This is a genomic window from Nocardioides gilvus (assembly GCF_003194605.1).
Taxonomy (GTDB): domain Bacteria; phylum Actinomycetota; class Actinomycetes; order Propionibacteriales; family Nocardioidaceae; genus Nocardioides; species Nocardioides gilvus.
On record NZ_QHKY01000004.1, the window covers coordinates 322659 to 349030 of the forward strand.

Annotated in this window: 25 protein-coding genes; 8 read left to right on the forward strand and 17 right to left on the reverse strand. The window is 68.0% G+C overall.

The annotated features are described in order from the left end of the window. Nucleotides 1–45 precede the first annotated feature (45 nt). Nucleotides 46–1710 (reverse strand): carbon-nitrogen hydrolase family protein, encoded by a 1665-nt coding sequence (locus DNK52_RS13405; RefSeq protein WP_110241507.1) that lies wholly within the window; start codon nt 1708–1710, stop codon nt 46–48. Nucleotides 1711–1793: 83 nt separating this feature from the next. Here DNK52_RS13405 and DNK52_RS13410 point away from each other — a divergent pair, with 83 nt between their 5' ends. Next, nucleotides 1794–3230 carry an MFS transporter gene (locus tag DNK52_RS13410; RefSeq protein WP_110241508.1) on the forward strand — a complete coding sequence of 479 codons (1437 nt, stop codon included), beginning with the start codon at nt 1794–1796 and terminating at the stop codon, nt 3228–3230. Between the two features lie 90 nt (nt 3231–3320). On the opposite strand, the gene DNK52_RS13415 is transcribed toward DNK52_RS13410, so the two are convergent. From DNK52_RS13415 to DNK52_RS13425, 3 genes are read right to left on the reverse strand one after another with little or no spacing between them, the layout of a single operon-like run. Next, the gene (locus tag DNK52_RS13415) at nt 3321–3899 is read right to left on the reverse strand and encodes a hypothetical protein (RefSeq protein WP_110241509.1); all 579 of its coding nucleotides are present in this window, start codon (nt 3897–3899) and stop codon (nt 3321–3323) included. Next, on the reverse strand, nt 3896–4549 hold the full coding sequence (locus tag DNK52_RS13420) for an isochorismatase family protein (protein WP_110241510.1): 654 nt from the start codon (nt 4547–4549) through the stop codon (nt 3896–3898). The genes DNK52_RS13415 and DNK52_RS13420 overlap by 4 nt, the downstream gene beginning before the upstream one ends. A 1-nt stretch (nt 4550) precedes the next feature. Then, nucleotides 4551–5759, reverse strand: coding sequence for a CaiB/BaiF CoA transferase family protein (locus tag DNK52_RS13425; RefSeq protein WP_110241511.1), 1209 nt, complete (start codon nt 5757–5759; stop codon nt 4551–4553). 63 nt (nt 5760–5822) lie between these two features. Between DNK52_RS13425 and DNK52_RS13430 the strand changes: the two genes are divergently transcribed. From DNK52_RS13430 to DNK52_RS13440, 3 genes are all read left to right on the forward strand, one after another. After that, entirely contained in the window at nt 5823–6731 is a 909-nt protein-coding gene (locus DNK52_RS13430) for a hydroxymethylglutaryl-CoA lyase (RefSeq protein ID WP_110241512.1), read from the forward strand. A 124-nt stretch (nt 6732–6855) separates the two neighbouring features. After that, nucleotides 6856–8163, forward strand: coding sequence for a DUF4437 domain-containing protein (locus DNK52_RS13435; protein WP_110241513.1), 1308 nt, complete (start codon nt 6856–6858; stop codon nt 8161–8163). Nucleotides 8164–8177: 14 nt separating this feature from the next. Continuing rightward, nucleotides 8178–8957 carry a hypothetical protein gene (locus DNK52_RS13440; RefSeq protein WP_204163532.1) on the forward strand — a complete coding sequence of 260 codons (780 nt, stop codon included), beginning with the start codon at nt 8178–8180 and terminating at the stop codon, nt 8955–8957. A 78-nt stretch (nt 8958–9035) separates the two neighbouring features. Here DNK52_RS13440 and DNK52_RS13445 read toward each other — a convergent pair whose 3' ends face one another. The 7 genes from DNK52_RS13445 to DNK52_RS13475 form a co-directional block, all read right to left on the reverse strand. Continuing rightward, on the reverse strand, nt 9036–10400 hold the full coding sequence (locus DNK52_RS13445) for an aldehyde dehydrogenase family protein (protein WP_110241514.1): 1365 nt from the start codon (nt 10398–10400) through the stop codon (nt 9036–9038). Nucleotides 10401–10467: 67 nt separating this feature from the next. Next, nucleotides 10468–11223: an SDR family oxidoreductase gene (locus tag DNK52_RS13450; RefSeq protein ID WP_110241515.1), complete on the reverse strand. Its 756-nt coding sequence runs from the start codon at nt 11221–11223 to the stop codon at nt 10468–10470. A 3-nt stretch (nt 11224–11226) separates the two neighbouring features. Then, on the reverse strand, nt 11227–11694 hold the full coding sequence (locus DNK52_RS13455; RefSeq protein ID WP_110241516.1) for a DUF3598 family protein: 468 nt from the start codon (nt 11692–11694) through the stop codon (nt 11227–11229). 47 nt (nt 11695–11741) lie between these two features. Continuing rightward, nucleotides 11742–12770 (reverse strand): nitrilase-related carbon-nitrogen hydrolase, encoded by a 1029-nt coding sequence (locus DNK52_RS13460; protein ID WP_110241517.1) that lies wholly within the window; start codon nt 12768–12770, stop codon nt 11742–11744. After that, nucleotides 12767–13813, reverse strand: coding sequence for an ABC transporter substrate-binding protein (locus DNK52_RS13465; RefSeq protein WP_110241518.1), 1047 nt, complete (start codon nt 13811–13813; stop codon nt 12767–12769). Before DNK52_RS13465 ends, DNK52_RS13460 begins: the two co-directional genes overlap by 4 nt. 69 nt (nt 13814–13882) lie before the next feature. After that, nucleotides 13883–14695, reverse strand: coding sequence for an ABC transporter permease (locus DNK52_RS13470; protein ID WP_110241519.1), 813 nt, complete (start codon nt 14693–14695; stop codon nt 13883–13885). Continuing rightward, complete coding sequence (locus DNK52_RS13475; RefSeq protein ID WP_239455598.1) at nt 14692–15495, reverse strand: ABC transporter ATP-binding protein; 804 nt, start codon at nt 15493–15495, stop codon at nt 14692–14694. Before DNK52_RS13475 ends, DNK52_RS13470 begins: the two co-directional genes overlap by 4 nt. Nucleotides 15496–15802: 307 nt before the next feature. On the opposite strand from DNK52_RS13475, the gene DNK52_RS13480 reads away from it, so the two are divergent. After that, on the forward strand, nt 15803–16492 hold the full coding sequence (locus DNK52_RS13480; RefSeq protein ID WP_110241521.1) for a FadR/GntR family transcriptional regulator: 690 nt from the start codon (nt 15803–15805) through the stop codon (nt 16490–16492). 27 nt (nt 16493–16519) lie between these two features. Here the strand turns inward: DNK52_RS13480 and DNK52_RS13485 are convergent, their stop codons facing one another. Together DNK52_RS13485 and DNK52_RS13490 are read right to left on the reverse strand one after the other, a co-directional pair. Beyond that, nucleotides 16520–17332 carry an IclR family transcriptional regulator gene (locus DNK52_RS13485; RefSeq protein WP_110241522.1) on the reverse strand — a complete coding sequence of 271 codons (813 nt, stop codon included), beginning with the start codon at nt 17330–17332 and terminating at the stop codon, nt 16520–16522. 70 nt (nt 17333–17402) lie between these two features. Further along, nucleotides 17403–17981, reverse strand: coding sequence for a hypothetical protein (locus DNK52_RS13490; protein WP_110241523.1), 579 nt, complete (start codon nt 17979–17981; stop codon nt 17403–17405). A 185-nt stretch (nt 17982–18166) separates the two neighbouring features. On the opposite strand from DNK52_RS13490, the gene DNK52_RS13495 reads away from it, so the two are divergent. Then, on the forward strand, nt 18167–19714 hold the full coding sequence (locus DNK52_RS13495; protein ID WP_110241524.1) for a class I adenylate-forming enzyme family protein: 1548 nt from the start codon (nt 18167–18169) through the stop codon (nt 19712–19714). Between the two features lie 61 nt (nt 19715–19775). Here the strand turns inward: DNK52_RS13495 and DNK52_RS13500 are convergent, their stop codons facing one another. Further along, nucleotides 19776–21449, reverse strand: coding sequence for an alpha/beta fold hydrolase (locus DNK52_RS13500; protein WP_110241525.1), 1674 nt, complete (start codon nt 21447–21449; stop codon nt 19776–19778). 159 nt (nt 21450–21608) lie between these two features. Between DNK52_RS13500 and DNK52_RS13505 the strand changes: the two genes are divergently transcribed. Together DNK52_RS13505 and DNK52_RS13510 are read left to right on the forward strand one after the other, a co-directional pair. Then, on the forward strand, nt 21609–22541 hold the full coding sequence (locus tag DNK52_RS13505) for a VOC family protein (protein ID WP_110241526.1): 933 nt from the start codon (nt 21609–21611) through the stop codon (nt 22539–22541). Beyond that, entirely contained in the window at nt 22538–23230 is a 693-nt protein-coding gene (locus tag DNK52_RS13510) for an SDR family oxidoreductase (RefSeq protein ID WP_162598772.1), read from the forward strand. The genes DNK52_RS13505 and DNK52_RS13510 overlap by 4 nt, the downstream gene beginning before the upstream one ends. A gap of 58 nt (nt 23231–23288) precedes the next feature. Here DNK52_RS13510 and DNK52_RS13515 read toward each other — a convergent pair whose 3' ends face one another. The 3 genes from DNK52_RS13515 to DNK52_RS13525 are packed head-to-tail and all read right to left on the reverse strand — an operon-like array spanning nt 23289 to nt 26367. Beyond that, complete coding sequence (locus DNK52_RS13515; protein WP_110241528.1) at nt 23289–24329, reverse strand: ABC transporter ATP-binding protein; 1041 nt, start codon at nt 24327–24329, stop codon at nt 23289–23291. Then, nucleotides 24326–25369, reverse strand: coding sequence for an ABC transporter ATP-binding protein (locus tag DNK52_RS13520; protein WP_162598773.1), 1044 nt, complete (start codon nt 25367–25369; stop codon nt 24326–24328). The genes DNK52_RS13515 and DNK52_RS13520 overlap by 4 nt, the downstream gene beginning before the upstream one ends. Then, on the reverse strand, nt 25366–26367 hold the full coding sequence (locus tag DNK52_RS13525) for an ABC transporter permease (RefSeq protein WP_162598774.1): 1002 nt from the start codon (nt 26365–26367) through the stop codon (nt 25366–25368). Before DNK52_RS13525 ends, DNK52_RS13520 begins: the two co-directional genes overlap by 4 nt. Nucleotides 26368–26372 lie beyond the last annotated feature (5 nt).

Here is a 26372-nt window from a genome sequence, read left to right on the forward strand (position 1 = left end):
CGGGTGGCGCCCCGTTGCGCTGTGGAGGTCACTCAGAGTGGCCGGTCAGCGCCTGAGGAGCGAGTCCGTCAACTGCCACGGGCGACCGTCGACCAGGTCAGTTCCCTTGCTGACGAAGCGGTTGACCGCGCACTCGGGCCGCAGTACGGCCGTGGTGATCGGCCCCTCGGCGAGCACCGGGTCCGGGCGACTGATCACTCCGTCGAAGGGTCGCTCCCAACCCGATCCCCACAGGGTGAAGTTGTGCGAAAGCGGCACGAGCATCCCGCCCGGAAGTTCGCGTCCGGCGCGACCGGCCACAACCAGGTTGACCCTGTTCTCGGCGGCACGCTCCAGAAGCATCGGGTCGAGGTCGTGCGCCGTCTCCACGGAGAAGGGGACGGCGACCACGTCGGCATCCCGGAAGGCCACCAGGCGGAAGGTCTCCGGGTAGAGGGCGTCGTCACCCACCACCACCGCCAGGCGACCCCACGGGGTCTCGAGCAGGGTGACCTCGTCACCGAGGCTCTTCACCCACTGCGCATGACGTGCACTGTGATGGAGTTGCACCTGGCGCAGCAGCACACCGCGCTGGCCGATGACCAGGCCGACGTGTCGGTCGCCGTCGACGACAGAGGTCACCACGAGCGAGTCGGACCCCGCGAGCAGACCCGTGATCGCCTCGACGCCGAGGCCAGCGGCGGGCTCGGTGGTCCCGTCTCCCCCCGCATGGGCAGCCAGCTCCGGGAGCACCACCAACTCAGGTCCTCCTGCCAGGGCCGCGGCCAGCAGTGCGGCGAGATCATCGCCCTCGGAGGGGGTCACAGCCACGGCGGTGATCGCCGGCGCTCCGGCCGGAGCCCGACGCCCGACCGGCGCAGCCCCGATCGAGCCGTACAGCTCGGGACGCCTGGAGGTGAAGATGTCGGTGCCGTCGGCGCGCCGCTTGTCCGTGGCCAGGGTGACGTCGATGTCAGCGACCACGACCGCCTCGCCTGTCTTCGGCCCCATGGCGACCACCGTGCCGTCCGGCGCCACGATCTGCGCCTCGCCGACACCGTGCAGGCGTTCGACCGGCACGCCGACCCGCGAGGCGACGGCCTCGATGCTGTGTGCCGGGACCAGCGGGCCCACCTTGTTGGCGGCCACGATCCACACCTTGTTCTCCACGGCACGCACCGGCACGTGCAGGGTGGCCTCGTCCAGGGCGAACGAGTTGATGCTGTTGAGCAGCACTGTCGCGCCGTCCAGGGCCAGCATGCGTGGGGTCTCGTTGATGACGCCGTCCATGCAGGAGTAGAGACCGAAGGTGGCGAGCTCGGTCTCCACCACCGGGACGCGCTCGACGGCAGGATCGAGGTGGTCGCGCTCGCTGCCCATCAGGACCTGCTTGTCACTGACCGACAGGATCTGGCCCTCAGGCGAGAACAGGACGTTGGATCCGCTCACGCGCCCGTCGGTGCGCTGCAGCGTCACGTTGACCATCAGATGGAGGGAGTGCCGGGCCGCCCGCTCGCCCAACGCGGCGAGGAACGGGCCGTCCAGCTTCAGCGCCTTCGTCCTGGCGTGCTCACGATCGGAGTACCACGAGACGTGGTTGCTGAACTCCGGCAGCACCACCACCTCGGCGCCCTGGGCGGCCGCCTCGTCGGTCATCCGCAGGCACGTGGCCAGGTTGGCCTCGACGTCCTCGGTCACGGCGAACTGCAGGGCAGCAACGCGAAGCGTCACGGTTCCTCCTCTATATCCTGATACGATTTCGCAATCTTGCCATAGCCCCGCCCTCCATTCTCCTGACGCCGGAAAGAGGAACCATGTCGCACGACGTGTCCCCGCCCGAGCTCGAAGGCGACACCGCCTTCTCCGCAGCACCCATGACGCTCGTGGCCTTCCCCAAGAAGCCGGCTGTCACGATCGACCCGAACAAGGAAGCACCCTTCGGCTGGTGGCCCGCCGTCGTGATCGCCCTGGTGGCCTTCATCGACCGCGTGGAGGTCAACCTGATCGCCGGGGCCCTCCCCCAGATCCAGGACCACTTCGGCTTCAGTGACACCTGGGCGGGGGCGATCCCCACGGCGGCCTCCGTGGCTGGAGCACTCCTCGTGCTGCCGGCGGGTCGCCTGGCCGATCGGGCACCTCGCGTCGTCACGATCGCGGTCGTGGTGCTCATCTGGTCGCTCTGCTCGGTGGCCAGCGGCCTGGCGACGGGCTTCATGATGTTCTTCCTGGTCCGGATCATCATCGGTGGTGCCGGTCAGCTGTACAACCCGCCCGCCTCCTCCCTGCTCGCCGACTACTACCCGGCCCGCAGCCGCGCCAAGGCGTACGGTTTCGAACGTGCCGGCTACTACATGGGTCTGCCGGCCGGCGTCATCCTCGGCGGCGCGATCGCCGAGGCCTTCGACTGGCGCACGGTCTTCTTCGTGGCCGCGGTGCCGGGTCTCCTCGTGGCCGCCATCGTGCTCACGGTCAAGGACCCGATCCGCGGTCTGGGCGACCGTCTCGAGCACGCCCGCACCGGCAACATGGCGGCTGCCAACAGGGAGACGGTGACCGACACCCGGAGCATCTGGTCCCAGACGTCTGATCTGCTCAGCATCCCCACCCTGCGCGGAGTCACCGTCGCACTCGCGATGCTCTCCCTCGGTGTCGCCGGGCTCTTCTACTGGGTCCCCACCTTCTTGCACCGCGTCGAAGGCGTCAGTGAAGCAACGGGCGCCACGCTCTCCGGAGCTGTCGGCGGCACCGGCATCGTCATCGGCATCGTGCTCGGCTCCAAGTTCGGCGACAAGTACCACGGCATCCGCAAGGGATGGCGGATCAACGTCTCCGCCGCCTTCCTGCTCGTCGGCGCGATCGGTCTGACCGGCACCGTCCTCCTGCCCGGCGTGGAGATGCGCAGCGCCATGATCGCCCTGGCCTGCGTCGGCTTCGCCGCCGCCATCCCCAACATGACTGCAGCCAACGCTGACGTGCTCCCGGCGAATGGTCGAGGCATGGGTTTCGCCGTGCTGACCTTTCTCGTGACGCTGGGCGGCTCTGCCGGCCCGCTGCTCATCGGCTTCGTCTCCACGCAGATCGGCTCCATCTTCGAGCTCAACCAGGCCGACTCACTGCAGTACGCGATGTTGGTGCTGTTGCCACCGCTCTTCATCTGCATCGGCGTCGCACTGCGGATTCGCAACACCTACGACGACGACGCCGCGCGAGCCATGGCCTCGGGTGGCCGCGAAGAGCCCCTCGTCCACTGACGTCGGGGACCACGTACGCCAGGGGCGTCGACGGACATGGGGTCCGTCGACGCCCCTGCTGCATTGCCTGACCGCACGAGGGTGCAGGGGTCAGAGCAGGATGCGTACGACCGCCGCGCCGGCAACGTCGGGGACCCGCTGACCGGCGGGCACGAAGGCGTACTGCTGGGCCTGGACCCAGACGACCTCGGCGTCGGCGAAGAAGGTCGCACCACGGACCTCGTCGCGCCACTCGAGAAGCCCGGCGAAACCCGGACGAGGTCCGCGCACGAGGCCCTCCCCCAGATCGTGCAGGCTCTTTTCCCCCGTCACGAGTTCCTCGCCGTCCATCCAGCCACCTCCGGCACCGGTGAAGAAGACCACCGCTCGTGTCCCGTCCGTTGTCGAGGTGGCGGCACGAAGGGCGCGGGGCTCGATCACGAGCAGCTGACCGGGACTGGCGGTGACTCCGCTGATCGACAGGGAGCCACTCAACGGGAGCATCTCCTCGGCCGCGGGCTGGGTGCCGACGGCATCGCGGCGCCATCCGTCGGGGAAGTCCACCAGCACACTTCGTACGCCACGATCAGCGTCCTGGTGCAACATCGACATCCTGGCAGGCAGCTCGGCACCCGCGATGGAGGCCTCGAACCAGGTCAGGTCATCGGAGGTCAGGTCGACGACGATCATGGGTTCTCCTGGTTGGGCGCGTGCGCAGCGAAGCGCGACAGGGTCTCCGCTTCGGTGATCACGTCCGCGTACTTCGCGTTGAGGTCGAAGAGGTTCTGTTCGTGGGTGGCAGCCTCGCGATCGCCACACGCCTGCGCCACGACCTGCGGACGGAAGCCGTGCTGCAGGGCGTCCAGGGCAGTGGCCCGTACGCACCCAGAGGTCGAGAACCCGAAGACGTACGGAGTGTCGACGCCGAGGGCGTTGAGCGTGGAGGCCAGCGAAGTCCCGAAGAATCCGGAGGCGTACTGCTTGTGCACCACCGACTCGCCGCGCAGCGGAACAGGTCCGGCCTCGGGGTGCTCACCCAGGGGGTTGCCCACCTCGAAGACCTCCAGGCTGGGGACCTTCTTCGCGAAGAAGCCTGCGTCGGCGAGACCGGGTTGGAGCACCACGCGGGTGAAGAGCACCGGGACGCCCGCCGCACGGGCAGCGTCGACCACGCGGACAGCGCTGGCCCGAGCCGACTCGAAGCGACCCGAGGAGTCGGAGAGCGGTGAGCCCGGGTCGAGGTACGCCCGGCAGACGTCGACGACCACCACAGCCGGAGAGACCCCGGGGCCGAGGTGCCCCTGGAATCCGGCGCCGGCGCTGTCCGCGACCCGGTCCATGTCAGATCACGCCGCGTGCGTTGAGCTCTGCCCGCTCTGCGGGGGTGAGGCCGAGGAGGTCGCCGTACACGTCATCGTTGTGCTGGCCCATCTCCGGACCCGTCCAACGGATCGAGCCAGGAGTCGCCGAGAGCTTGGGGACGACGTTCTGCATGCGCAGCTGACCGAAGTTTGCGTCGGGCACCTGGACGATCGACTCGCGGGCCTGGAAGTGCGGATCCTCGAGCATGTCAGCCGCCTTGTAGATACGCCCGGCCGGGATACCGCCGGTGTCCATCAGCTCGAGGAGCTCGTCGGCAGTGACCGTCCTGGTCCACTCGGAGATCAGGTCGTCGAGCTCGCTCTGGGCCTGTCCGCGGCCGACGTGCGTCGAGTACTGGTGCCCGGGCTCGGACCACTCCGGCCTGCCCATGATCGCGAAGAGGCGCGAGGACACCGAGTCCTGGTTGGCCGCGATCAGGATCAGCTGGTCGTCCTTGGTCGGGTAGACGTTGGAAGGAGCCACGTTGGGCAGGATGGCGCCGGTGCGCTCACGCTGGTAGCCGGCGACGTCCCACTCGGTGACCACCGACTCCATCATCGCGAGCACGGACTCGTAGATCGACGCGTCCACGACCTGGCCCTCGCCGGTCACGTGGCGGCGCTGCAACGCCGAGAGGGCGCCCACGGTCGCGTGCATGGCGGCGAGGGAGTCGCCGATCGAGATGCCGGCGCGCGAGGGCTGTCGGTCGGGGTCACCGAGGATGTAGCGCAGACCGCCCATCGCCTCACCGATCGAGCCGTAACCTGCACGGTTGGAGTAGGGACCCGTCTGCCCGTACCCGGTCACCCGCACCAGGATGATCCCGGGGTTGACCTCCTTCAGGCGCTCGTAGGAGAGGTTCCACTTCTCGAAGGTGCCGGCGCGGAAGTTCTCGACGACGATGTCGGCCTCCGCGACGAGCTTGAGGAAGAGCTCCTGCCCCTCCTCCTCACGTAGATTGAGGGTGACGGCGCGCTTGTTGCGACCCACCACGGGCCACCACAACGACTTGCCGTCCGTACGACCCCACTGCCTCATCGGGTCCCCCATGCCGGGGGCCTCCACCTTGATCACGTCGGCGCCCTGGTCGGCCATCAGGGTGGCGGCGAACGGGCCGGCCAACAGCTGGCCGGCCTCCAGCACACGAACTCCGGCCAACGGCCCTGTCACAGGAGTGGAAGTCGTCATGGGCAAATCCTATATCCGATACGATTGCAGTGCACACGCTGACTCGAGACTGGGACGGAAACGATGACCGCTGTTGAGATCGTAGAGGTCGGCCCTCGCGACGGGCTCCAGAACGAGAAGCGCGTGCTGCCCACCGAGGTCAAGGCCGAGCTGGTGCGGCGTAGTCTCGACGCCGGACTGAGGCGCATCGAGGTCACCGCGTTCGCGCGACCCGACCGGGTGCCACAGATGGCCGATGCCGAAGCCCTGCTCGCCGAGGTGGCGGACGATCCGCGCCTCACCTCCATCGGACTCGTCCTCAACCGCAAGGGTCTGGACCGCGCCGTCGCCGCGGGCTGCGACGAGATCACCGCCGTCGTGGTCGCCTCCGACGGTCTCGCGCTGCGCAACCAGGGTGTCGACACGGCCGCCCAGATCGAGGCCTGGAAGGCCATCGCCGCCGACGCTCGTCAGGCCGGAGTGAAGGCCACCGTCATCATCGCTGCCGCCTTCGGCTGCCCCTTCGACGGCGAGGTCAGCACGGCCCGCGTGCTGGAGGTCGTCCGCGGCGTCCTCGACGGCGGACCGGACGAACTGGCCATCGCCGACACGATCGGGGTCGGCGTGCCCCGACAGGTGCGCGAGATCGTGGGTGGCATCCGGGAGATCAACTCCCAGGTCCCGCTGCGGGCCCACTTCCACAACACCCGCAACAACGGCTACGCCAACGCGTTGACGGCCGTCGAGTCCGGAGTCACCGTCCTCGACGCCTCCACCGGTGGCATCGGTGGGTGTCCTTTCGCGCCGGGCGCCACCGGCAACATCGGCACCGAGGACCTCCTCTACCTGCTCGACAGGTCGGAAGTGGCCACCACGACCAGGATCGACCCGGACCTGGTCGCCGAGACCGGCCTCTGGATCGCCGATCAGCTGGGACTCCCCCAGGCCCCCGCGCAGCTGGGTCGGGCCGGCTGGTTCCCCTCTCCCGCCTGATCGGAGGGCCGGAGCAGATTTCTTGCCCGAATCGCCCCCGAACGACTTGACGAGACACTTTGTACCGTTATTCTTCTCTCATCGCACACGGCGCCCCCACACGCCCCAAGTCATCGGAGAACACATGCGTCCCCATGTTGAGTTGATCCAGGAAGACGACTACGTCTGGCACGGAGCCGAGCTCCCCAACGGTGAAGGGCGCGCCAGCGAGCGTCGCCTCTCCGTCGACGAGGAGGACGGCTCCTCGTCCCTGCGCGTCGACTTCCACACCGAGTGGGGCCGCAGCGCCGGCATCCACCACGCGAACACCGAGTACTACGTGCTCGAGGGTGAGATCGACTACGGCGGTCGCAAGATCGGCAAGGGTGGCTACCTCTACGCACCCAAGGGTGTCCCGGTCGACTACCTCAAGGTCGCTGAAGGCAGCAAGCTGCTGCACTACCGCGAGTACGGCGATGCCGGCTTCGACGCCGTCGACTCGCTCTCCGGCGCCCAGCGCTGGGCCGACGCCCGCGAGGACGCCATCGTCATCGACTCCGAGGCCATGAAGTGGGATGCCGTCCCCAACCCCGGCCCGATGCCCGGCCTCTTCATCAAGTACCTCCACGTCGACCCCGAGACGGGCTTCTACACCCGTCTGGTCCACGCCCAGGAGGGCTGGAGCGACCACCGTCTCGCCCACCACCCCTGCTACGAGGAGGCGTACACGACCCAGGGCCACATGGAGTACAACTTCGGCACCCTGGACCTCGGTACGTACTTCTTCCGCCCGGCGCGCGTGAAGCACGGCCACTTCACCACCATGGAAGGCGGCGCCACCTGGCTGCTGCGCTCCGACGGTGAGCTGAAGAACTGGTACACCCAGAACGAATGGGTCCGCTGGGGCGGCGACGGCGTCAACTACAGCCCCGACGGCGTCATCGAGGAGCCGCACACGCCGGTCCGCCACGCACACTCGACGCACGACATGGCCGAGCCGTGGCGCACCGAGGAGGACATGCGTCAGATGAACGCTGCATGGCAGTTCCAGATCGACCAGGGCCAGAACAACACCCCGGTCAAGCACCAGGGCACCGGTCACGACCCGTCGATCATCGCCATGATGAAGGCCATGGACGCTGCCAACCTGCAGGGTGGGCACGGCGACGACCACGGTCACTCGCACGACCACGACCACGACCACGAGCACGGTGACGAGCACGGTCACGACCACTCGCACGACGAGAAGTCGGAGCAGCGCGAGCTCATCAACCTCGACTGGGGCTGGGCCGGCAAGGACACCGAGCACCCGGAGGACCGTACCCACGCGGACGCCCACAACTGGGGACGCAAGGTGGCCTGGAAGGACGGCGACCCCGTCCCCGCGCCCATCCTCTCCTCCCTGCCCGTCCGCAGCCGCTCGCGCGGCCGCTGGGACGGCGACGGAATGTGACCGGAAGGAACTGAGTGTTCTCCCCCCTGCTCTCCGGTGCAGCGTCGTCGGCGGTCGAGGTCTCCTCGGCCGCCGCGGCGACGTCGACCCACGGTCTCAGCATGTTCACCGTGGCGATCGTCCTGCACATCGTCCTTTTCGTGTATTGGCTCGGTGGAGACCTCGGTGTCTTCTACTCGAGCCGCTTCGTCATGAAGAAGGAGCTGTCTCCCGAGACCCGCGCCATCTCGGCCAAGATCATGATGGGTTGCGACCTGGCACCACGGTTCTCGCTCATCCTCTTCGGCGCCAGCGGTGTCACCCTGATGTACTACGGACCGCTGGGTGACAAGTTCTTCCTCAACGGCTGGGGGCTCGCCGCTGTCTGGGTCGGCACCCTGGTCTGGGTCTACCTGTCCCTGCAGGAGGCCCGTACGTCGGGCCAACCGTCGCACCACTTCTTCCACCGCGGCGACCTCGTCGTACGTTGGCTGGCGGCGGCAGCGATGATGGGCTTCGGTCTGTTCGCGCTCGTCGTGAACGAGCCCTTCGGCGTGGACACCAACCCGAAGTGGCTGGGTGCCAAGGTGCTCGCCTACGGCGCAGCCATCTTCTGCGGTCTAATGATCCGCCGGGCACTCGTGCCCTTCGGGCCGGCGTTCGGCGCGCTGCTGGCCACGGGTTCCACCCCCGAGGTCGAGGACGGCATCAACGGCTCGATCAAGCGTTCGGAGCCCTGGGTCTACGCCATCTGGGCCCTGGTCCTCGTGGCCGCGATCCTCGGTGTGATCAAGCCGGGTCAGACGGCCTTCTGACGCGCAGCACCACCGAGAAGGGCGCCCCGGCCGAGGCCGGGGCGCCCTTCTCGTCTGTCACGCCTGCGATCCAACCGTCTAGCGGTACCACCAGGGCTGCATCGTGGGCTCCACCCGCGTCAGCAGGACTCGCTGACGTCGGAAGCGGCGCAGCGACGCCGGGCCCATCCGGCTGGGCCCCATGCCCGACTCCTTGAACGCCTGCTTCTCGCCCTCGGGGACGAGCCCGGTCAGCAACACGTCGTTGATGCTGATCCCACCAGCCTCCAGACGACGGGCGACGGCCGTGGCCACCTCACGCGGACCGAAGACCGCGCCGGAGAGGCCGTACCGGGTCGCGTTCGCCAGCGTGACTGCCTCGTCCATGTCGGCCACCGCCATCACCGGCAGCACCGGGCCGAAGGTCTCCTCGGTCATCACCGCCATCGAGTGGTCGACTCCGGTGAGCACTGTCGGGCGCAGGTACGGACGACCGCCGTGGGTCTCCACCTGGCCGCCGCAGCGTACGACTGCGCCTGCTGCCACCGCGGCGTCGATCTGGGCCTGGACGGCGACGGCCTGCCGAGGGTCGATGAAGGGGCCGATCTGGCCCCCGTCCTCGACCATCTCCAGGCCGATGGTCTCGGCCTTGGCCACCAGCGCCCTCACCAACTCCTCCGCGACGGTGTCCTGGGCGTAGACACGCTCGATCGACATGCAGGACTGACCGGTGTTGGCCGTGCCACCCCACACCAGCGCAGCCGCCACCATCTCGAGGTCCGCACCATCAGCCACCACGGCGGCGTCCTTGCCCCCGAGCTCGAGGAAGGCCGGGATGAAGGACTCCGCGGCTGCGGCGGCGACGCGTCGACCGGTGGCCACGCTCCCGGTGAAGCAGACCACGTCCACCGACTTCACGATGGCCTCCCCGACCTCAGGGCCACCCTCGACGAAGACGAGCACCTCGGCCAGCTCCGGAACGGCCGCCACCGTCTCGCGCAGCGGCTTCACGAACTCGGGGCACACCTCGGTCGGCTTCACGATGACCGGACAACCCATCAGCAGTGCCGGTACGGCGTCGATGAGCGCCAACTGGAGCGGGAAGTTCCACGGGGAGATGACTCCCACGACGCCCACCGGCACGGAGGCCTCGGTGAGGGTGACACCCGGGTTGGAGCTGCTCCGCTCCCCCTCGCCCGCGAAGATCTCCGGCGCCCAGGCGCCCTGCCGGGCGACCGACGCCAGCACGGCGTCGATCTCCATGTCGGAGAGCTCGACGCGGCCGGTGTCGCGACTCAGGGAGTCACGCAGTTCGCTCCTGCGCGCACGCACGACCTCGGCCCAGCGCTCCAGGACGCAGCGCCGGGCCTCGACGCCGAGGGCGTCCCAGGCTGGTGCAGCCCGTCGCAGGTGCGCCACCTGCTGCGCGACTTCCGGAACGGACTCGTGGGTGACTTCACTCATCTTCTCTGTCTCTCCTGTGGTCGGTGCGGCCGCGCGTGACGCAGTGCGTCATCGTCGCGTCGCAGGGTCAAGACTGTCTTGTGTTCTCGGTCTGGTCTGGGGCTGGGTCGAGCTGGGTCAGGTCGACCCTGCTGAGCACGGCATCACCGGGCATCGCCAGGACCGCCTGGATCGCACGGGCCACGTCGGCAGCGGGCAACCTTCGTACGCCACTACGTCCGGAGAGCTCACTCTCGACGGCCGCGGCCACGACGATGTCGCTCACCTTGATCCCCTCCGCACCGACCTCGCGGCGCAGCGCGTCGGAGAGACCCATCAGGCCGAACTTCGACGCGGAATAGGCAGCCCCGGGGGCATAGCCGCTCAGCCCGGCTCCGGAGTTCACGTTCAGCACGTGTCCGCGCACACCGCAGACCCGATCCTGGGCCCGGAAGGCAGCGACTGCGCTCTGCGCCATGTGGAATGCACCGGTGAGGTTGGTCTGGATCGTCGTGTGCCAGTCGTCGACCGAGAGCTGGCTCGCTGTCCCGCGTCGGAAGACCCCGGCGTTGTTCACGAGTACGTCGAGCCGCCCGCTCTCCGCCACCACGCGGGCGACGACCTCGCGACCCGTGTCGGGGTCGGTGACGTCGAGGAGGTGCACGGTGGCCACCCCGCCGGCTTCGGTGATGAGGCCAGCGACACGGACCAGGGGGTCGGCCCTGCGTCCGGTCAGGTGCACGTGGTGCCCGTCGGCCGACAGGCGTACGGCAGTGGCTGCGCCGAGGCCGGAACCGGCCCCGGTGATCAGCACACTGCGCCCGGCGGGCCGCGTGTCACGCACGACTCAGACCGGGTTCTCGACCGGGTCCCAGCGCACGGCCTCGGCTCCGGGCACGCGCCGCTCCTCGATGATGGTGAGCTTGCTCAGCTCGCCGTCGGTGAAGTGCTGCCAGACCCGGGTGCGGTAGTCACCGTCCGGGCGGGTCACCTCGATGATCCGCTCGTTCGGGCGTTCCTGCCACCCGAACGAGAAGATCACCGCCTCGTCGCCCACACGACTGGTGCGGCCCCACATGTTGCCGTTGTGAAAAGTGACCTCGTCACCTTCCACGGTGGCGTGGTAGTAGTGCTCGTACGGCTCCTGGCCGGGACGGAGGTAGGTGACGCGTTCGGTCCAGGTGGTGCCCTCCATCCGCCCCTCCTGACGGCTGTCGAACTTCTCGATCAGCGCGCCCGAGGGCTCGAGCACGGTGTAGGTGCCTGCCCAGACTCCGGCCACCTTCTCGCGCAGGATGTCGTTGATGGTCGTCATTGGTGTGTCCCTTCAAGTCGTCGCCGGGAGAACCCGGGGGTCGATGCTCAGATGACGCCGCGGTCAGCCAGGTCGGCGATGACCCGCTCCTGGACGGCGCGGAAGTCACCTCGCTCGGGAATGTCCGCGACCTGGTTGGCCGGATGCATCCGGGTGCCTGCGTAGGTCGGCGCATAGAGCTCGAACCGCTGGCGGGCCAGCATGTTCTCCATGGCGACCCGGCGCCGGAAGGTGCGGAGCCCGCCGAGATCGATCTCGGCGTTCGCGGCCATCGAGGCGCCCTGCGCCGCCTCGGCGAGCACGAGGCCGCGGTGGTCCACGATCTTGCTCGACCCGTCCCCGGACATCGCGGGAAGCCCGGAGCCATAGAGCCCAGCCGTGTTGGCGGAGATCACGTACGCGCTGTTCTCCTGGGCGCGTGCCAACTTCGCCACGTTCTTGGGGCTCATCAGTGCCGAGGCCACCTCCGAGGAGTTGTGCACGAACACCTCAGCCCCCCGCACCGCGAAGCAGCGCGCGATCTCGGGGTACAGGATCTCCTCCGAGGCGATCGGCGCGAGTTTGCCGATCTCCGTGTCGGCCACCGGGAAGAGCGACTCCGGTCCGTAGATCTCCAGGTAGCGGTCGAGCACGTCGTGCGGCGTCACCGCCCACATGGAGTTGAGGCGGCGGTAACGCAGGACCACGGCGCCGCTCGGATCGAAGATCACGCACGCCTGGAAGTAGATCCCGGGGAAGTGCTCGTCGACCTCGTAGTTGTTGACCGAGAGGAAGACGTCCAGGTCTCTGGCCATCTCGCCCATGCGGGCGTACTCCACGCCGTCAGGAGCGAGGCCGGCCCGTTCGCCCCAGAGCGGGATCGACTCCCCCGCAGGTGGACCGGTGAGCACGAACTCAGGAAGGACGAGGAGCCTGGTGTCACGTCCTGCCGTGGCCAGGGACGCCGTCGCCTCGCGGTGGATGCGGTCGATCCCGGCGAGGATGTGCGAGCGTGCTGTCGCGGTGTCCGCACACCCGTTGACGGCGTGACAGGCCGTCTGCAGCGCGAGGGCTCGGTATCGAAGACTCTGGGTCACAGCAGCGCCTTGGCCTCGGCGAGCAGCTCGGGCAGGACGACCTCGGACAGGTCAACTTCCTTCTTGATCAACTTGGCCTTGAAGAGTGCGGACTGCATGGTCGCCCAGTTGTCGGTGTCCATGGTCATCAACTTGTCCTCGCCCGCAGCCAGGTAGAGCGGACGGACCAGGTCGAGCTGCTGCTGGGCACCTTCGGGGGTGATCTCGCGGTTGTACTTGCGGATCCACTCGATGGTCTGTTTGTCGTTGCTCTCGTCGCAGGCGTACTCAAGACCCTGGTAGAAGGCCGCCAACATCTTCACGACCGTCTCGCGGTTCTTGTCGAACTCGTCGCGAGTCGTGATGTAGCAGTCGGCCGGAGTCGGCATCACGTCGTCGAAGTTCCAGGTGTGCACCTTGCTGCCAGCCGCGTTCAGGGCGTCGCGCTCAGCGGCACTGCCGATCCACGCAGCCACGTCACCCTTCTCGGCGAACTGGTAGGCCGCAGTGCCGAGGCCCGTGACCTGACGCTTGATCGACTTCGGGTCGATGCCCTCCTGCACAGCCATCAGGTCGACCATCTGGTCGGTGGTGCCACCGGCGGAGACGATGCCCACGGTCTTGCCCGCGAGGTCGCCCATGCTCTTGACCGGCTGCTCCGCCATCGACTGCATCTCGAAGGACGAGCGCTGGACCGGCATCCCGAAGGCCACGAAGGGCGCGTCCTCGTTGGCCACGGTGATCAGAGCGCTGATGGCCTGGAACCGGCTGTACTGCGTGCTCAGGGAGAGCAGACCGGACATCGCCTGCGGCGTGCCCGTCGATGAGATGACCTGACCGTCGATCCCGAGGTCAGCGAAGAAGCCGGCCTCCTTGGCGATCATCTCCGGGCAGTTCCCGACGTTGTAGCCGAAGGCAGTCTGGTAGACCCGTGCGGTCCCCCCGGTCCCGCTCGAGGTGGAGTCGTCGGCACAGCCGGCCAGGAAGGACGTCGCGGGGATGGCGACCCCGATACCGGCAGCAAGGGTGAGGACACGTCGACGGGAGAATCCGGGGTGGTTCATCGCAACTCCTGGGAAGTTCGAGGCACGGGGCCTCGGTGATGTGGGTGGAACGGAAGGTGGTTCAGCGGCTCATTGCGGGGGGCGCGAGTTCACCCGTACTGACTCGTGCCACGGGATGAGGAGACGTTTGAGCGAGGTCACGGCCAGGTAGAGCACGAGACCGAAGAGCGCCATCAGCACGATGGCCCCGAAGAGAAGATCGATCTGGAGATTGCTCTGCAGGTTGAGGGCGTAGCGGCCCAGCCCCTTGTCGCCCCCCAGGTACTCACCGACGATGGCACCGATCGTGGCCAGGACGACCGCCTGTTCGAGGCCGGCCAGGATGTAGGCCATCGTGTGCGGCAGCTCCACCCGCAGGAAGCGGAAGGCGCGCCCGGCACCGATCGAGGTGGCCATGTCGTTGTGCCCCTGGGGCAACGACTGGATGCCGAACGCGGTGTTCACCATCAGGGGGAAGAAGCAGACCAGGGCCGCGAGCGCGACCTTCGAGGACTCACCGAACCCGAACCAGAGCACGAAGAGAGGCGCCAGCGCCACCTTGGGAGTGACCTGGATCAGGACCAGGAACGGCTTCAGCACGAGGTTGAGCACTCGGGACTTGCCGATCGCGAAGCCGGATCCGACACCGATCACGACCCCGATCGCGAGACCCATGACGGTCTCGATGAAGGTCGTCCAGACGTGCTCGCGCCAGATGAACGGATCGGTGACCTGCGTCGTGAGCGCGGCCCAGACGTCAGCCGGAGCCGGCAGGATGAAGTGCGAGACGCCCGTGACCTCGATGTAGAGCTGCCACAGACCGACCAGGGCAACCGCCACGAGCGGGGTGGTGATCAGCGCGAGGTACTTGTCCAGGAAACCGCGCGCAGTCGTGCGGCTCATGCGAGCACCCCGTCCAGTGCGGGAGCGGCGAGGTCGTTCAGCGCCTCACGCAGGAGCCCCGTGTAGCGGGCGAACTCCGGTGTCGCCATCACGTCGACGCCGCGCGGGCGAGCCAGGTCAATCATCGTGTCAGCGACCACGCGACCGGGCGCCGCCTGCATGACCACCACCCGGTCGGCGAGGAACACCGCCTCCTGGATGGAGTGGGTCACGAAGACGACGGTCTTCTGCTTCTCCAGCCAGATCCGCTGCAGCTCGAGGTTGAGGTTGTCCCGCGTCTGGGCATCAAGGGCTCCGAACGGTTCGTCCATCAGGAGCACGTCGGGGTCATAGGAGAGCGCGCGGGCGATCGCCACGCGCTGGCGCATCCCGCCGGACAACTCGTGGGGCAGTTTGCCAGCCGCTGGGGTCAGACCGACGAGGTCGAGCATCCTGCGTCCCGTCTCACTCCTGGAAGCCTTGGACACCCTGCGGGCCTCGAGCGGCAGCTGGACGTTCTGCTGCGCCGTACGCCACGGCAGGAGGTTGTGGTCCTGGAAGACGAAGCCGACGTCGGCCAGGGCATCACGGCGGGCTGCTGCGCCGCTGGTGACCGCCTTGCCCGCGATCGAGACATCGCCGGCAGTGGCGGTCTCGAGACCTCCGACGATCCTGAGCAACGTGGTCTTGCCGCATCCCGAGGCTCCGAGCAGCGCGACGAACTGACCTTCAGGGATCTCGAGATTGATCTGGCCGAGGACGGGATCAGTCCCCTGGGGACCGAAACGTTTCGACACGTCGGTGATCGAGATGGCTGTCACGGGCGAGCCTTTCTGGGACGGAGCGAACCCCGATGGAGGGGTCGCCGGTGCGCGCTGGGAGAGGCGGGCGAGGTCCCACAGACGCGGTGTGGGGGCTGGCGGGTGGTGTGGTTCCGAGTGGTCCGTCGATGACCCTCGTCACCCGACGGGTGACCTCCACCACACGGCTATGATTGGCATCTGAGGGACGCAATGGGAAGGCATCCACCAATTGTCAGACTTTATACAGCGTGGAGCCTCCGACAACGCCGGTGGTCTTCCCCTGACGCAACGCCCACTGCCTCCCGACCCGCATCACGTCGCCAGCATGCACGGCGTCGTCGTCGAGTCCCTGGGCAGTGGCATCGCGCTGGGCCAGATCACCGGAACCCTGGACCTGGACGAGATCGCGGCACACTTCCAGGTCTCGCGCTCACTGATTCGCGAAGCCCTGCGGACCCTGGCGGCGAAGGGCATGGTGGTGGCCCGGCAGAAGACGGGGACCAAGGTGACCGCACAGGGCGAGTGGGCAGCCCTTGATGAGCACGTCATCCGTTGGCGGGCGGCCGGACCAGAGCGCTTCGCGCAGCTGCACGACTCGCTCGAGGTCCGCGAACGGCTGGAGCCCCTGGCCGCCCGCCGCATGGCCGAGTCCGGGCCCGGGTCAGCCCTGGAAGCGCTCCGTCGAGCCGCTGGCGAGATCGAGACCGCGAATGCCACCCAGGACACCCTCTTGATGCTGCGCGCCGACACGGCGTTCCACCGGGCCCTCTACCTCGGCTCCGGCAACGACTTCCTGGCGGAGATGGCCGGCACCGTCCATGCGTGTCTGAGGGTGCCCGACTTCCAACGGTTCCACCGCTTCTCGCCCAGCACCGCAGTGCGTCACCACGCCCTGGCGCGGGCGATCGCCGACGGGGACGCCGAGGCTGCAGAAAGCATGTGCGCCGAGGTGATGGCCCAGACCCGTGCGCTCTTCACCGAGGCCCACCACGCGCTGCGCAGCCAGGGTCCCTGACCCGACGCAGCAGCATGGGGTACGGGATCAGAGGCCGTGCCACCCGAAGCGGCGCGAGAGCTCCCGGCTGGCCGAGAGAAGTTCGGTCCTGCAGTGCTCCACGTTCTCGAGCAGTCGCTCGCGCGGACCGCAGACACTGACGACCGCGACCGGGAAACCGTCGTGGCTCAGCACCGGAGCGGCCACTGCCGCCGCCCCTCCCTTGCGCTCTCCGTCGGAGACCGCCCAACCCTGCTCGCGCACCTCGGCCAGGACGCGCCTGAGCTCGACCTGGTCGGTCAGGGTGTTGTCCGTCATCCGCGTCAGGGGCGACTCCTGCAGGTAGGCGTCGACCGCGGAGCTGTCCATGTGGGCCAGGAACACCCGGCCAGACGCACCGGCGTGCAGTGGATAGGGCTCTCCCATGGTGACCGAGAGAATCACCTCGCGATCCGGCGTCACCTGGTCGACGTAGATGCGCTCCTGCCCGCCGAGAAGCACCGACAACGTCGTCGTCTCCCCGGTGCGCTCCGAGAGACGCTCCATGGCCGGACGTCCCATTCGACGCACGTCGATCCGGTCCAGATAGGCCAGGCCCAGACGCAGCGTGCCCACGCCGAGTGCGTAGCGACGGGTGCGGGGATCGAGGTCCACGAGACCCTTGAGGCGCAGCGTGGCCAGGACGCGATGCACCGCGGCCTTGGACATCTCCAGGTCCTCGGCCAGCTCGGTGATCCCGAAGTCCGGTCCTCGCGACGCAGCCATGTGGAGCAGCATGTCTGCAGCCCGTTCGACGGTGGCGATCGTCGTCGCCGACGCCTTGGTGGCTTCTCCGTTGTGACTGTCCTGAGTGATCGACATGAGCACTCCCTCCCTACTTCTGATGAACGTCTGTGCGTCCGGTTTCCGCCAGCGTGACGGTCCGCAGGGCTCAGCCCCAGAGCTTGACGACGGCGCGACCTGCCACCTCGGGGGCTGCGGTCCCGGCCGGAAGGTGTGTCCACCGTAGGGCCTCGACCCAGAGCAGGTCCGCGTCATGGTCGAAGACGCGCCCGGCAATCTCCTCGTGCACCTCGATGGATCCGTTCAGTCCCTCGCGTGGTTCACGCACCACCCCGGGCTCCAGGTCGACGACCTGCATGTCGAACGGCGGGTCGTGCGGGCCTTCCTGCCACCCCCCACCCTCGCCCGAGAACCACACGAGAACCCGCGTCGTGGGCTCGTTCCAGGTGTCTGCGCGCGTCGCGTGCGGCACGCCGACCAGGAGTTGACCGACCCCGGCACGCAGGCCGTTGATGTGCATGGCACCGCTCAGCGCGACCATCTCTTCCTGGGCCGGCTGGTGACCAGTCGTTTCGCGGCGCCAGTCATCCGGGAAGTCGACGAGCACCGAGCGCAGCCCACGTTCCTCGTCCTTCCACAGCATGCTCATCCGGGTCGCCCGGGAGGACCCGGCGGGCAGCAGGTCGAACCAGGTCAGATCTGCGGTCTCGATGTCGACCAGCGTCATGGAACCATTCCTCTCGCGTGTGCGGACGGCGCGGGCACTTCGTGGGCCGCCAGCATTTACACTAGACGGAACGCTGTTTCATTGCGATGCCTTCCGTAAGACGATATCTGGACCCGAGTCGCCGCGACGGAGGTGAAGGACCTGCAGAACCTTCTCTCCCGGCGGCCCCCACTCCAAGGAGAATTATGGCGCTCAAGCCCGGCGGTTCCCCCCTCTCCATCGCCCAGGGGGTGCGTGAGTTCGCGCGCAGTTCCCCCGGTCAGGTCGCTGTGATCGACGGGGACCGCACCCAGACGTACGCCCAGCTCGAAGAGCGCTCCAACCGGCTGGCGCACCACCTGCTGGGCAGTGGGCTCGAACGCGGGGAAAAGGTTGCCGTACTCCTGGGCAACCGCTTGGAGTTCCCGGAGGTCGCCACGGGCATCGCCAAGGCGGGCCTCGTGATGGTCCCGCTCAACCCCCGCCTCACGGGATCGGAGGCCGAATACATCCTCGAGCACAGCGGGACCCACTTCCTCGTCATCGACGGCGCACTGGCGCCGGTGGTCTCCGACGCCGTCCGGGCGCATGACCTACCTGTTCTCACGCTGGATGCGGAGAGCATGGGAGCCGACGCCCTGGGCGCCGACTACGAGTCCGCTCTGGCAGCGGCGCCGGCCACGGACCCCGGGATCGTCGTCGACGAGTCCGAGCCGTTCTGCATCACGTACACCTCCGGCACCACCGGTAAGCCCAAGGGCGTGCTGATCTCGCACCGGAGTCGGGTCCTCACCATCTACATGTCGGCCCTCGAGTACGGGCTCGGCACCGGACGCGTCTCGGCAGCGGTAGCGCCGATGTACCACGGAGCGGGCTTCGCCTTCGGCTTCGCCCCGGTCTTCACCGGGGGCACGGTGACCATGCTCAACAAGTGGAGTCCGGCAGACTTCCTGGAGCTCGTCGAACGCGACCACGTCCAGTCCGCCTTCCTGATCCCCACCCATGCGCAGGGTCTGCGGGCGCTCGGCCCCGACGTCGTCTCCTCCCGGGACCTGTCCAGCCTCGACACCCTCTACTTCAACGCAGCCGCCCTGCCCTGGCCCTTGAAGCAGTGGGTCATGGAGACCTTCCCTGACGTCGGCGTCCACGAGCTGTACGGCTCCACCGAGTCCGGGATCATCACCAACCTGCGTCCCGTCGACATGCGCCGCAAGCCGGGTTCAGTGGGCCACCCCTGGTACATGACCGAGGTCAAGGTCGTCGACGAGGCAGGAGTCGCGGTGCCTGCGGGCTCGCCCGGCGAACTCTTCAGTCGCTCCCCCTACCTGATGAACGGCTACCTTGACGACCCCGAGGCCACGGCCGCCTGCACCACCGAGGACGGTTTCGTGACCTGTGGCGACATCGTGGTGGTCGACGAGGAGGGGTACATCTCGGTCGTCGACCGCAAGAAGGACCTGATCATCTCGGGTGGCACCAACGTCTACCCGCGTGAGATCGAGGAGGCACTGGCCTCCCACCCGCACGTGGTCGAGTCCGCCGTGGTGGGTGAGGCCGACGAGACCTGGGGTGAGACGGTCGTCGCCCATGTGGTCCTGAAGAACGGCAGCACCCTCGACGCCGACGCCCTGGAGTCCCACTGCCGCGAGACCTTGGCGGGGTACAAGATCCCGAGGCGTTGGTACGCCACCCCTGCGCTCCCCCGCAACGCCGGAGGCAAGGTCGTCAAGCGCGACCTCAAGCCTCCGCTCTGACATCACGCCCGACTGCGACCCCGGACCGCCACAGCGGTCCGGGGTCGCAGTCCTTGCATGCCTACCGGACCGGGCTGGTCATCTCGCGCACGGCCCACGCCGCGTCGCGTCCGGCATCGGGCTCGAGCGCGACGAAACTGACCAGTCCTGACGAGAGCGCCTCGCTGCCCTCGCGCAACATGTCCTGGGGCGTCGCGCAGACCACGACGGGCACCTCGCACGCCGCGAGCCGATCCGGGGCCCGGAAACGGAAGGCCGCCGAGTACGACTGCTTGTAGGAGGGTCCACTCTTGATGAACTCCATCACCAACCGGTGCAGCTCAGCCGTGTCGGAGGGCGCCGTCGGTCGGTGGGTCTCGATGTCGCCCCCGTACCAGGGCCAGTAGAGCTGGGCGTCGCGCACCGTGTGCCACGCGCGCACCAGGTGCTCGCCACCACGACTCGGAGTCATGTCGATGAAGTAGTTCTCCAGCAGGTCCGCCACGAATTCGTCCGAGAAGGCCGGCAGTCCGTCCGCAACCAAGCCCCGGACCAGGTCTGGACGCTGGCAGGAGAGCTCCAGGGCGAGACAGGCACCGGTGTGACTGCCGTACGCCGGGATCCCCGCCAGGCCGAGCTCGTCGAGCACCGCCGCGAGCGCGCGAGCGAAGTCGGCGATCTCGGGCTGGTCCAGGCCGGAGGGGGCCGAGTATCCGTTGCCCAGCGTGTCCGGGGAGATCACCAAGTGGTCGCCTGCCAGGTCGAGGATCAGTCCCTCGAAACTGTCGGCCGAGCCGGGAGAACCGTGCACCACCAGCAGCGGCGGGTGTTCCGGCGACCCGTCCAGACGTACGTGCACCTCACCGAAGTCGGTGCGGACGTAGCGCCGACTGGTTCCGCCACGGTGGACAGGCCGCGGCGCCACACCGGCATCCGGGAGACCGGTCGTGTCGTCGAAGGCCTGCGCGATACGGGCGACGTGCTCGTCGTTTCCCACGCTGTGCACCGTCAGGGTCGGCGCCTCGACGGCCAACCGGTCCAGGTGTTCGTGCAGCGGGTCGGCGTGCTTGGCGACCAGCACTGCTGGGACGGCCAACCGACCGAGGGCCGCGCGGGCGTCGTACCGGAAGGCGGCCCGGTAGGACAGGCCCCAGTCAGGTCGAGCGCGCAGGAGGTCGAACGTGAGCTGGTGGATCACGTCCACTGACGGCAGGTCCTCGGGGAGCCGTCGATCGGCCTCCTGCCGGTACCACGGCCAGAAGGTCCACATGTTGCGCACCATGTGCCAGGTCTTCAGCATGTGCCCGCCGTACCAGTCGGGCTCCACCGGCGGGGTGTAGCGCTCGAGCTGCTCCTCCAGCTCCGGACCCGTGTAGAGGCCCAACCCGTCCATCACCAGTTGCGCCACCCTGTCGGGGGCGATCACCGCTGTCTCGAGCGCGATCTTCGAGCCGGTGTGGGTGCCGGCCACGATGAATCGATCGATCCCCAGCGCGTCCGCGAAGTCGAGCACCCGCTGCGCGTACTCGGGGATCGATCGCTCGCGACCCGTCTCTCCGGGCAACGGGTCGGACTGTCCGTAACCGGGCGTGTCCATGGCCAGGACGGTGAATCGCCCGGCGAGGGCGTCGATCCACTCCACCATGGTGGCCGACGACATCGGGGAGGAGTGGAGCAGAATGACCGGCGCTCCGGAGCCCGCCCTCAGATAGTGCACCTGCCCGTCGGCGAGGTCGGCGTAGTGACGTTCGATCACTCTGGTGACTCCTGGTCGTGAGGCAATGGTTCCACCCCATCATGTCGCATTGTCCCGCACAACGGAACACCCCACCGCTCTGCGGAATTGTCCGTTGACACGGCCGAGCCTCGCGCGCAGGATTGGAAACATTGTTCCAATCAACGGAATGGAGAACCCGTGATCAGCGAGATCAAGGTGAGCACTGTCGGAGTGACAGACCTTGCAGCAGCCGTCGCCTTCTATTGCGACACCTTCGACTACGTGGTTCACGGCGAGGGTCCGATCCGCCCGGAGGAGACCGTGCAGCTCTGGGGTGGTTCGCCTGACCAGAGGGGTCGCCAGGCCGTGCTGGGTCCCGACGGCACCTCGTCGGGTCTCCTGCGACTCGTCGCGTACGAGGCCGCGACCCCGATCTACTGGGGTGACTACTCCTCCCTGGAGGACTACGGCCACTACGCCCTCAACATCCGCGTCCCGGAGCTCACCTCCACGCTCTCGACCCTCGCGGCCAGCGGCGGACGGACCAGGTCCGGACCGACCCACTGGACGGTGACCGACGACCTCTCGGCCTGGGACTCACTCAACTACGGTCCGGACGGGGTCCTGCTGGACGTCTTCCAGCTCGAGACGAAGCCCAGCCACCCCTTGCACGCGTACGACGGCCGGGCGACCGGTCTGCAGACCGTCTGCATCCACTCCAGTGACGCCCGCCGATCGGCTCGGTTCTACGCCGCCCTGGGCCTCCGCCCGATGTACGACAAGTTGCTGGAGTCGATGGAGGGCTTCTTCCACCTCCCCGACGGCACTGGTCTGCACAACATCAACATGATGAACCCCGAGGCGTCGGGCCTGGGTCGCCTGGAGATCGCCCAGTACGTCGGATTCCCGGGTCGCTCGCAGCGCGACCGAGCGGTCGCAGGCGCCGCCGGGGTGTTGAGCGCGTCCTTCGAGACCGACGACCTCGACGCCACCACCTTGTTGCTGCGTGCCATCGGGACCGAGCCGAGTGGCGAGGAGATCATCGTCGACCAACCGGCCTTCGGACGCGTCCGGGTCAGCGGCTGGTTCGGGCCGGATGACGAACGCCTCGAATTCTTCGAGCGCCTGTGAAGCGCCACGCACTCGTGACCGGCGCGGGCACCGGGATCGGTCGCGCGATCGCGATCGCGCTGGCCGAGCGCGGCCTGACCGTCCATGCCGTCGGGCGCCGACAGCCCCCACTGGAGGGGCTGCGCCAGAGCGCGGCAGACCTGCCGGGTGAGGTCGTGGTGCACGTGGCGGATGCCGGAGTCCCGGGCAACCTGGAGGACCTGCTCTCCGGGGTCGAAGGACGACTCGAGGTGGCTGTCGCCTCGGCCGGCTTCTTCGAGCGAGGCGCCGTCGCGGAGTTGTCCCCCGCGTCCTGGGACGCCCAGGTGCACGGCAACCTGACCACCGCGTTCCACACACTCAAGGCTGTGACGACTCGCATGCAGTCGCAGGAGAAGATCGACGGGTGCGCAGGGCACGTCTTCACGCTCAACTCCGGCGCGGGGGTGCAGGGATTCCCCACCGGATCGGCGTACGCAGCCTCGAAGCACGGCCTGCGTGGTCTCGTCGAGAGCCTGCGTCAGGAGCTCACGGGCACGGGCGTCAAGCTCACCGACCTCGTCGTCTCCGCCACCGTGGAGAGCGAGATGAGCGCCGGTCGCGACGTACCGATGATCAGCCCCGACGCCGTGGCCCACACCGTGACCGCATGCCTGGACCTCGGGGGCATCGCGACCTGGGACCGCGTGGACATCTCCCAACTGCGCTGACCATCCGTCGCGACAACGCACGAGCCCTCCGCCACCACCATGGCGGAGGGCTCGTGCGTCAGACCGGGGTGATCGGGAGCTGGGTGGCGCCCACCAAAGGGCTCGGGGCGACCAGGTGGCACGCCACCTGCTGTCCAGCCGCCTTGGTTTCCAACCTCGGGTAGTCGGTGAAGCACTTGGCCTCGGCCAGGGGGCACCGCGGGGAGTAGAAGCAGCCCGTGGGCCGGGTGATCGCGTTGGGCACCTCGCCCAACGGCGCCGACTCCTTCTTCCTGAGTCGCGGGTCCGGCTTCGGAGCAGCCGCGAAGAGTGCCTTGGTGTACGGGTGCTGCGGCGCGGACTCCAGCTGCTGCTTGCTACCGATCTCGACGATGCGGCCCAGGTACATCACGGCGATCTGGTCGGCGATGTAGGAGACCACGGCGAGGTCGTGACTGATGAACATCATCGTGAGCCCGAGCTCGGACTTGAGGTCCGTCAGGAGGTTCATCACCTGGGCCCGCACCGACACGTCGAGTGAGGCGGTGGGCTCGTCCGCCACCAGGAACTCGGGGTTGGTCGCCAGTGCCCGGGCGATGCCCACCCGCTGCAACTGCCCTCCGGAGACCTCGTGGGGGTAGCGGTGCAGGAAGTCACGGTTCAGACCGACCAGCTCGAGCAGCTCGACCGAACGCTGACGCCGCGAGGACGCGTCCCCGACGCCGTGGACCCGCAGCGGTTCGGCGATGATGTCGACGAGTCGGTTGCGCTTGTTGACCGAGGAGTACGGGTTCTGGAACACCATCTGCATGTGCTGGCGTTCGCGACGCAACTCCTCCCGACTGAGACTCGTGATGTCACGGCCGCGGAAGGAGACCGAGCCCCCGGTCGGCTCCTCCAGACGGAGGATCGAGCGACCCATGGTCGACTTCCCCGAACCGCTCTCGCCGATGATGGCCAGGGTCTGGCGCGGGGCGATGTCGACGCTCACACCGTCGAGGGCGTGCACGATCTGCTGCTGCCCCCGCAACTTCGTGAGGAGTCCACCTCCCACCGGGAAGTGGGTGTGCAGGTCCTTGACGCTCAGCAGCGGGGCGGGCGTGGGCACGTTCTCGGTCATGAGTTCTTCCCTTCTCCACCGGCGATCGCCGGGTCGGGCACGCGGTGACACGCGGCGAGTCCCCCGGTCGCGGTGACCGGGTAGAGCGGCGGTGGGGTGGTGTCGCAGATCGACCCGAGCTTGGAGTCACAGCGGTCGGCGAACCAGCAGCCCTGGATCTCGGTGGCCAGTCCGGGCACCGCTCCGCGCATGGCATAGAGACGCTCCCCGTCGTGCGGGAAGCCGGGGATGGCTTGGAGCAACTGCTGGGTGTACGGGTGCTGGGGGCTCTCGAAGAGGTTGAAGACGTCGGCCACCTCGACCACCTGGCCGGCGTACATGACGACGACCTTGTCGCACATCTCGGCGACCACGGAGAGGTCGTGGGTCACCAGGACCATGGACAGGTTGCGCTCGACCCGCAGGGTGCGCAGGAGTTCGAGCACCTGCGCCTCGATCGTCACGTCGAGGCTGGTGGTGGGCTCGTCGGCCAGCAGGACCTTGAGTTCCTTCGAGGCACACGCCACCGCGATCATGATCCGCTGCAGCTGCCCCTGACTGAACTGGAAGGGGTAGGAGTTCAGCTTGCCCCGGCCATCGATGCCGACGCCCTTGAGCAGACGCAGGATCTCCTCGTCGTACTCCTTGCGTTCGAGGTCCGGGCGGTGCAGTGAGAGCACACGTCGGAACTGGCTGCCGATGGTCCACGAGGGGTTGAACGAGTTGATCGGGTCCTGGAAGATCATCGCCATCTCGCCGCCGCGGACCTTGCGCATCTCCTCCTCGGAGAGCGAGCGCAGGTCGCGACCGGTGAGGATGATCTCCTCGGCCTCCACCTGGGCCGGCGGTCGCAGCATGCCGAGGATGGACTTGAGGGCCGTGGACTTGCCCGACCCGCTCTCCCCCACGAGCCCGACGATCTCGCCCGGCTTCACCGACAGGGAGAAGCGCTTCACGGCCGGGACCGGGAGTCCGCGGAACTGGTACGTGGTGCGCAGGTCGGTGACCCGCAGGACCTCGTCGGTCTCCACCGCCGTGGCGGCTGTGCTGGGGTTCGTCACTTCTGCTCTCCCTTCGCGGAGGCGCCGGACTTCTTCGACTTCTTCGTGGTGCTCTTGGCCCGAGGATCGAGCTCGTCGCGCAGTTGGTCTCCCAGAAGGTTGAAGAACAACACGAAGAGCGCGATGGCGATGGACGGGAAGACCACCAGCCACCAGGCGCCGAGAGTCACGTACTGACGTGCGTCGGCCAGGAGCGTGCCCCAGCTCGCACCGGGCGGCTGCACGCCCAGCCCGAGGAAGGAGACCGCAGCCTCCACCGAGACCGCCATGGCGAGGGCGAACGCAGCCTGGACGACCAGGGGTGCCGAGATGTTGGGGAGGAGGTTGCGGAACAGGATGTCCTTGCCTCGGCCGCCGAAGGACCGTACGGCGGTGACGTAGTCCTCACGCATCTCGGCCAGGACGGAGGCTCGTGCGATACGCGCGAACACCGGGACCAGGACGATGCCGATCGCGATGGCGACCAGGACCTCGGGGGTGATGGAGACGGGTCCGAGGGAGAGCTGACGCTGAGCCAGGATGCCGGTGATGACCGGGACGAGGACCAGCAGCGGGAAGGAGAGGATCACGTCCATGAGGCGCATGATCACCGAGTCCCGCAACTTGCCCGACTTCATGCCGGCCAGCATGCCCAGCAACGACCCCACGACGAGGGCGAAGAGGACGGCCAGGAACCCGACGAGGATGGAGACGCGCGACCCGTGCAGGAACCGTGAGAACACGTCCCGGCCGACCGAGTCGGTGCCCATCCAGTTCTGAGCGCTGGGTCCAGTCAGGGGCTCGTCGCCCAGGGCGGCGGGGTCGAAGGGCGCGAAGAAGGGACCCACGAGGGCCAGCAGGAGGAAGAAGCCCACTCCGGCCAGGCTGATCGCGGAGAGCTTGCGGCTCGTGAGACGGCGCAGCAGGCCAACCTCGTCCGCCCGGTGGGCCGAGTTGTCAGCGGGGTTGTCGGCGGGGTTGTCGGCGGGGATGCCGTCCTTGGTCTCGGTGATGGCCACGGGGC